We start from the raw sequence: 6,372 nt of genomic DNA, 5'->3' as shown, positions 1-6,372 counted from the left end.
CGACGGTGGGGGTTGTCCGGTCGGCTGATGGGTGTGGGATGTGGTGGTGGGCCGATCTCAACGGGACAAACCAGCAGTTCCGCTTGGCCGACTCGGACGGCGGCTATGTCCGGCTGATCAACCGCAACAGCAACAAGGCCGTCGAGGTGCAGGGGTCGTCCACAGCCGACGGCGGCAACGTCGTGCAGTACGCCGACTGGAACGGCACCAACCAGCAGTGGCAGCTCGTCCAGGTGGGCGGCAGTAACCCGCCGCCGTCGGGTGGTAGCGGATGCGGCAAGGCGCCGACGCTGGCCAGCGGCACGCACACGATCCAGAGCAACGGCAAGAGCCGGACCTTCATCCTCCGGGTGCCGGCGAACTACAACAACAGCAACCCGTACCGGCTGATCTTCGCCTTCCACTGGCGCGGCGGCACCATGCAGGAGATCTCCTCCGGCGGCACCAGCGGGACCCCGTGGTCCTACTACGGGCAGCAGGAGCAGTCGAACAACAGCGCGATCCTGGTCGCACCCCAGGGGTTCGGCAACGGCTGGGGCAACTCCGGCGGTGAGGACATCGTCTTCGTCGACGACATGATCAGCCGGATCGAGAGCAGCCTCTGTGTCAACCCGAGGCAGCGGTTCGCGCTCGGCTTCAGCTGGGGTGGCGGCATGAGCTACGCCGTCGCCTGCGCCCGGGCCAACGTCTTCCGGGCCGTAGCTGTCATCTCCGGTGGGCAGATCAGCGGCTGCAGTGGCGGTACGCAGCCGATCGCGTACTTCGGGCTGCACGGCATCTCGGACAATGTCCTGGGCATCTCGGGTGGCCGGGCGTTGCGCGACACGTTCGTCCGGAACAACGGCTGCACCGCACAGAGCCCGCGCGAGCCGGCGGCCGGCAGCCGCACGCACGTCACGACCACGTACGCGGGTTGCCGGTCTGGTTATCCGGTGCAGTGGGCCGCGTACGACAACGGCCACATGCCGGGCCCGGTGGACGGCACCTACGCCGAGAGCGGTATCACCACCTGGACCAAGGGTGAGATCTGGAGGTTCTTCGCCCAGTTCTCGTGACACCTGCCGGGCACAGTTGGCGGCGCCTGCTCCCGTACCTCCGGGGGCGGGCGCCGTCCGTTGCCCGCGACGGTCAGCGTTCGAGGCGGACCGGGCTCCCCGAGCCACTGCGACGGACCAACCAGGCCTCGGTGATGTGAGTGAACATCGCCTCGGCGGCGCCGTTGGGGTCGTGGGCCGCGATGCGTTCGTAGATGCGTCGGTGACCCTGGTTGGACGCCACGCACAACGCGCGTTCGGTCCGGCCCATGTACCGGGCGGTGTTGATGACCTGGCTCTCCAGCGCGCGGACGACGCCACGGGCGATGCGGTTCCCGGATGCCTGCATGATCGTGTCGTGGAAGGCCCGGTCGTGGTCGTGGTAGGTGACGTGGTCGTCGACGAGTTCGTCCATCCGGTCCACCATGGCCCGCAGCCGATCGACTGTCTCGCTGTCGGCTCGGCGGGCGGCGACGTTCGCCATGTCGGACTCCAGCACCCGCCGGGTGACGACCAGGTCGTCGAGGATGGCGAGACTGTCGTCCACAGCGATGGTGGCCGCGAGGACGAGCTCGTCGAGCATGTCCCAGTGTGACGGTGGGGTGACCATGGTGCCGGCACCCTGGCGGACCTGCACCAGCCCCTTCTCCTGCAGGATCTTCACTGCTTCCCGGACGACGGTCCGGCTCACGCCGAAGGTCTCGCAGAGGATCGGCTCGGGGGGCAGAGACGTCCCGGACGGGTGTACGCCGCGGACGATGCGCTCCACCAGTTCGGCGGTGACCGCCCTGGCGAGGTTGGTCGGCCGACGCACCCACGCCGGGGTCGCCGGGCTGTTCAGGGCTGTCTCCTGCGGTGGCGTCATGTCCCCCTCCGAATGGCTCGCCGTGGCACGACGTCTGGGTCAGTGTACGGCCGACTGTTGACGTCACACGTCATACGAGTTACCTTCCGGTCAACATTTGGCTCGCGGGACACCCGCCGGCCACCCCCCATATAGAGGTGACAATCGATGAGACAGCGCGCAATATGGTCGGCCGTCCTCGTTGTGGGCCTGGCCCTGGCCGGTTGTGGAAGTGCTAGCGATTCGGGCAAGTCAACCAGCTCGGACGGCAAGTTGGTCGTGTGGGACTGGAAGTCCGGCGAGCCGTTCGCCAAATCCTATCTGGAGAAGGCCAAGGCCGACTTCAAGAAGAAGCACGCCGACGTCGAGGTCGAGTTCGTCGCGCAGCCCTTCGACCAGTACTACACCCTGCTCGGTGCGGCGATCCAGTCCGGCAAGGGCCCGGACGTGATGCTGTTCAACGGTGGCGGCCAGATCCGCGACCGGGTGGACGCGCTGGTGCCCCTCGACGACTACGTGGCCGAGGACAAGCAGCGGTTGGCCGGTTGGGAGGCATTCGCCAAGGACGGCAAGACCTACGCCGCCCCGGTGACGCTGCAGGGCTACCCCATCTACTACAACAAGGAAATCTACCGGAAGGCGAACCTCGACCCGGCGAGCCCGGCCACCACGTGGGACAAGTTCGTCGCCGACTGCGCCGCCATCGCCAAGGCCGGCTCCAAGTGCTTCGCCCTCGGCAACAAGGAGGGCGTCGGCATCCAGTTCTGGCTCTCCAGCCTGGGCTCGACCACCCTCACCGCCGCGGAGTACGACGCCTGGATCGCCGGCAAGCGCGACTGGAACTCGGCAAACGTCAAGCGGATCTTCCAGACCTGGAAGGAGTCCGGCGACAGGAAGATGAACAGCGACGGGGCCAACTCGACCGCCATGTTCAACGACTCCTTCGCGCTCTTCCAGTCCGGCAAGGCCGCGCACGTCATGGGTCTGATGTCGGACGTGGGGCACTGGCAGGACTTCAACGAGTTCCTGACCGCGGAGAAGCTCGGCGTCATGAAGGCCCCGGTCGTCACCGCCGGCACCACCCCGAGCCTCCCGTACGACGGTGGCATCGGCTACGCGGTCGCCAAGTGGACGAAGGACCCGAAGGTGGCGGCCGACCTGGTGCGCTCCCTGAGCTCGGCCGAGGCGTTGAAGGCCTTCTACGCCGACGCCGGCGCGATCGCCGCCGACACCACCATCGACGTGTCGGCGGGCGGGCCCGCGGTCTCCACGATCGTCAGCGAGCTGAAGAGCGGCAAGCCCGCTCTGCACGTGGCGCTCTCCTCGAAGACGCTGGACCTAATGGGGCGCCTCTCCCAGCAGCTGCTCAGCGGTTCGATCACCGTCGACGAGGTGGTGAAGCAGTTGGCCGCTTCCGACCAGGCGGGCTGACCTCGTGCCGATGGGAAACACGCAACCGTCGGTCCGTCCGGCTTCGGCCGGACGGGCCGGCGGGGCGGCGGTCACCTCCGCCGCGCATCGGAGTGGCGCACGACCCCGTCGCACCCGTGGTGGCCTGAGGGCCGAGCGCTACGCCCCCTACATCCTGGTCCTCCCGGCCGTCCTGATCATCGTGCTGCTGCGGCTCTACCCGCTGCTCCTCGGCGTCAACTTCTCCTTCACCGGCGACGGTGAGCAGAACGGGACGGCTGTCGGCTTCGGCAACTACCGCGAGCTCTTCGCCGACCCGTTGTTCCAGACCGCGCTGAAGAACGTCGGACTGCTGGTGCTTCTGCTGCCGGTGGCGGTGGCGATCCCCGGTCTGCTCGCGACGTTCATCTACCTTCGGGTGCCGGGCCACCGCTTCTACCGCAGCGTCTACTTCTTCCCGGCGGTGCTGTCGCCGGTCATCGTCGGTGCGATCTTCAACCTGCTGCTCGCCTTCGACGGCCCGCTCAACGCCGTGCTCGGGTCGTTCGGTATCGGTCCGGTTGACTGGCTCGGTGACCCGGACATCGCGATGTTCATGGTGGTGGGCGTGCATATCTGGGCCACCTTCGGGATGGCCCTGGTGGTGTTCCTCGCCGGCTTCGCCACGCTGGACGCCGCGCTCCTGGACGCCGCACGGGTGGACGGGGCGACGCTCCGCCAGGTCGTCTGGCACGTGATCATCCCGGCCCTCTCGCGCACCATCCAGTTCGTCTTCGTGACCACGATGATCGGGATGCTGACCTCGATGTTCGGCCTCCTCTACATCATGACCAGCGGCGGGCCGGAAGGGTCGACGTACCTGCCGGAGTTCTACATCTGGAAGCAGCAGGGCCAGATGAACCGTCCGGCTCTCGCGTCGGCAGCCTCGACGATCCTCTTCATGATCATGCTTGTCGTGGGGCTTCTCCAGATCAAGCTGCTCGAACGATCCGGAAAGGAGGACTGATGTCTCGCCTCCGCCTGGGACGGTGGCTGGTCGCCATCCCCATGTCGCTGCTCGCCCTGGCGACGATCTACCCCCTGCTGTTCACCGCCAACGTCGCGATGAAGACCCGGCGTGACTACATCCTCGACCGGTTCGGCCTGACCGACGCGCTGCGCTTCGAGAACATCAGCACGGCGTGGAACAGCGTCGGCATGGGCCGTTACTTCGTCAACTCGTTGTTCGTGGTGACGGTGTCGGTGCTCCTGCTGCTGCTGTTCGGGTCGATGGCCGGCTTCGCCCTGAGCCAACTGCGGTTCCGCGGCTCGTCGGCGTTGTTCCTGGGTTGCCTCGCGGGGCTCTTCATCCCGTTCCAGGTGATCATGGTGCCGCTCGCCCGGATCATGGCCGATACCGCGCTCATCGACACGTACCCGGGCCTGATCCTGGTCTACGTGGCCCAGTTCCTGCCCTTCACGGTCTTTCTCATGACGAGTTACTACAAGGGCATTCCGCCGGAGATCGTCGACGCCGCGCGGATCGACGGCAGCACCGTGTACGGCGTGTACCGCCGGATCATGCTGCCGCTGGGCACCCCGGCGCTGCTGTCGGTCGGCATCCTCAACGCCCTGTTCTGCTGGAACGACGTTCTCATGGCGCTGGTGATGATGCCCTCGGCCGATCACCGGACGCTCATGATCGGGGTGACCTCGCTGCGCGGGCAGTACTCCGACAACATCCCCACCTTCGCCTCCGGGGTGCTGATCGCCGCGATACCCGTCCTGTTGGTCTACCTGTTCCTCCAGCGCCAAATTGCCGACGGCGTGGCCGCCGGTTCCACGAAGGGTTGACATGCGGATCACGGGATATCGGACGCTCTCCACGGTCCAGGAATGGGGCCGACCAGTCGGCGACGCCAACGGCGTGTTCGCCGACGGGGTGGTCCCGGTCTCGATCGTCATCGTCGACACCGACGAGGGCATCTCGGGAGTCGGTCTCGGGCCGCACGTCGAGATCGAGCGGATCTTCCCAGCCATCGAGGGTGAAGACCCCCGGGCCGTGACGTCCCTGTACGACCGCATGTTGCGGCACACCTTCAAGGCGGGCCACGCGGGGCCGGTGTTCGGCACCATCGGTGCCCTGGACACCGCACTGTGGGACATCAAGGCGCAGGCCGCCGGCGAGCCGCTGTGGCGCCTGCTGGGCGGACGGGACCGGCGGGTCACCGCCTACGCGTCCGGGCTGGACATCGGGCTCACCGACGACGAACTCGTCGCGGAGTACGAGGTCTACGCGAGCCACGGTCTGCGAGCGGCCAAGCTCAAGGGCGGCCTCGACATCGAGCGCGATCGGCACCGCCTGGGCCTGGTCAAGGACGTCCTGACCGAGGCGGGGCACGGTCGACGACCGGGCCTGATGCTCGACGTCAACGAGGCGTGGACCCGCAAGCAGGCGGTCCGGCACGTCTGCGAGCTGGAACGCACACTGGACCTCATCTGGATCGAGGAGCCGGTGCGGCGCTGGGACGCCGAGGGTCTCGCCGCGGTCAGCCGAGGCGTGTCCGCGTCGGTCGCCACCGGTGAGAACCTCACCGGGCTCGAACAGTACCGTCCGCTGATCGCCGCCGGCGCGGTCGACATCGTCCAGATGGCGGCCGTCTGGGGGGTCACCCACTTCCTGCGGGCGTCCGCCCTGGCCCACGCCCACGACCTGCCGGTCAGCCCGATCGGCAACAGCCCGGTCGGGCTGCTGCACGCCGCTACCTCGGTGCCGAACCACCTGACCAGCGAGTTGCAGGACCTGCACGCGCCGGTTGGTGTCTCCATCGACCTGCACGTCGAGGATGGCGCCTTCATCCTCGGCGACTCACCCGGGCTGGGGGTCCGGGTGGACGAGGAGCGGATCCGGGCGGTCAACCGCCGCCCGCAGGCGCAGACGGCCGACAGCCCCAACGTCCGGCCGGAGCGGGCCGGACGACGGCTGCTGGCCGGGGTCGATGGGGTGATCCCCACCCGCCAGGTGCCTGTCGTGCCGCTGAACTCCCGTAACGAGGTGTCGCCGACCGTACGGCACTGAGCTGACCACCAGAACAGGAAAGGCGT

General features: G+C 67.7%; 6 protein-coding genes. 5 read left to right on the top strand and 1 reads right to left on the bottom strand.

The features are described from left to right. The coding region (locus NIE79_RS32940) for an RICIN domain-containing protein (protein ID WP_238682279.1) at positions 1-1,055 on the top strand (1,055 nt) is incomplete at its 5' end. A gap of 73 nt (positions 1,056-1,128) precedes the next feature. On the opposite strand, the gene NIE79_RS32935 is transcribed toward NIE79_RS32940, so the two are convergent. After that, complete coding sequence (locus NIE79_RS32935; RefSeq protein WP_238682278.1) at positions 1,129-1,899, bottom strand: FadR/GntR family transcriptional regulator; 771 nt, start codon at positions 1,897-1,899, stop codon at positions 1,129-1,131. 147 nt (positions 1,900-2,046) lie between these two features. Here NIE79_RS32935 and NIE79_RS32930 point away from each other — a divergent pair, with 147 nt between their 5' ends. Genes NIE79_RS32930 through NIE79_RS32915 form a run of 4 tightly spaced genes read left to right on the top strand, consistent with a single transcriptional unit; the run spans position 2,047 to position 6,346 of the window. After that, a complete protein-coding gene (locus NIE79_RS32930) occupies positions 2,047-3,309 on the top strand; it encodes an ABC transporter substrate-binding protein (RefSeq protein WP_238682277.1) in 1,263 nt (420 codons plus the stop codon). Positions 3,310-3,319: 10 nt separating this feature from the next. Then, positions 3,320-4,294 carry a carbohydrate ABC transporter permease gene (locus NIE79_RS32925; protein ID WP_238682276.1) on the top strand — a complete coding sequence of 325 codons (975 nt, stop codon included), beginning with the start codon at positions 3,320-3,322 and terminating at the stop codon, positions 4,292-4,294. Next, positions 4,294-5,121 carry a carbohydrate ABC transporter permease gene (locus NIE79_RS32920; RefSeq protein WP_238682275.1) on the top strand — a complete coding sequence of 276 codons (828 nt, stop codon included), beginning with the start codon at positions 4,294-4,296 and terminating at the stop codon, positions 5,119-5,121. The genes NIE79_RS32925 and NIE79_RS32920 overlap by 1 nt, the downstream gene beginning before the upstream one ends. Before the next feature lies 1 nt (position 5,122). Continuing rightward, positions 5,123-6,346 (top strand): mandelate racemase/muconate lactonizing enzyme family protein, encoded by a 1,224-nt coding sequence (locus NIE79_RS32915; protein WP_238682274.1) that lies wholly within the window; start codon positions 5,123-5,125, stop codon positions 6,344-6,346. Positions 6,347-6,372 lie beyond the last annotated feature (26 nt).

This window comes from Micromonospora trifolii (genome assembly GCF_022229005.1).
In the GTDB taxonomy this organism is placed as follows: Bacteria; Actinomycetota; Actinomycetes; order Mycobacteriales; family Micromonosporaceae; genus Micromonospora; species Micromonospora trifolii.
The sequence above is the reverse complement of the archived record's forward strand: the minus strand, read 5'-3'. Positions and strand labels throughout refer to the sequence as shown.

Excerpts from the sequence above, each read along its gene's own strand:
- NIE79_RS32935 (WP_238682278.1), bottom strand. The coding sequence starts at position 1,899 with ATGACGCCACCGCAGGAGACAGCCCTGAACAGCCCGGCGACCCCGGCG.
- NIE79_RS32930 (WP_238682277.1), top strand. The coding sequence starts at position 2,047 with ATGAGACAGCGCGCAATATGGTCGGCCGTCCTCGTTGTGGGCCTGGCC.
- NIE79_RS32920 (WP_238682275.1), top strand. The coding sequence starts at position 4,294 with ATGTCTCGCCTCCGCCTGGGACGGTGGCTGGTCGCCATCCCCATGTCG.
- NIE79_RS32925 (WP_238682276.1), top strand. The coding sequence starts at position 3,320 with ATGGGAAACACGCAACCGTCGGTCCGTCCGGCTTCGGCCGGACGGGCC.
- NIE79_RS32915 (WP_238682274.1), top strand. The coding sequence starts at position 5,123 with ATGCGGATCACGGGATATCGGACGCTCTCCACGGTCCAGGAATGGGGC.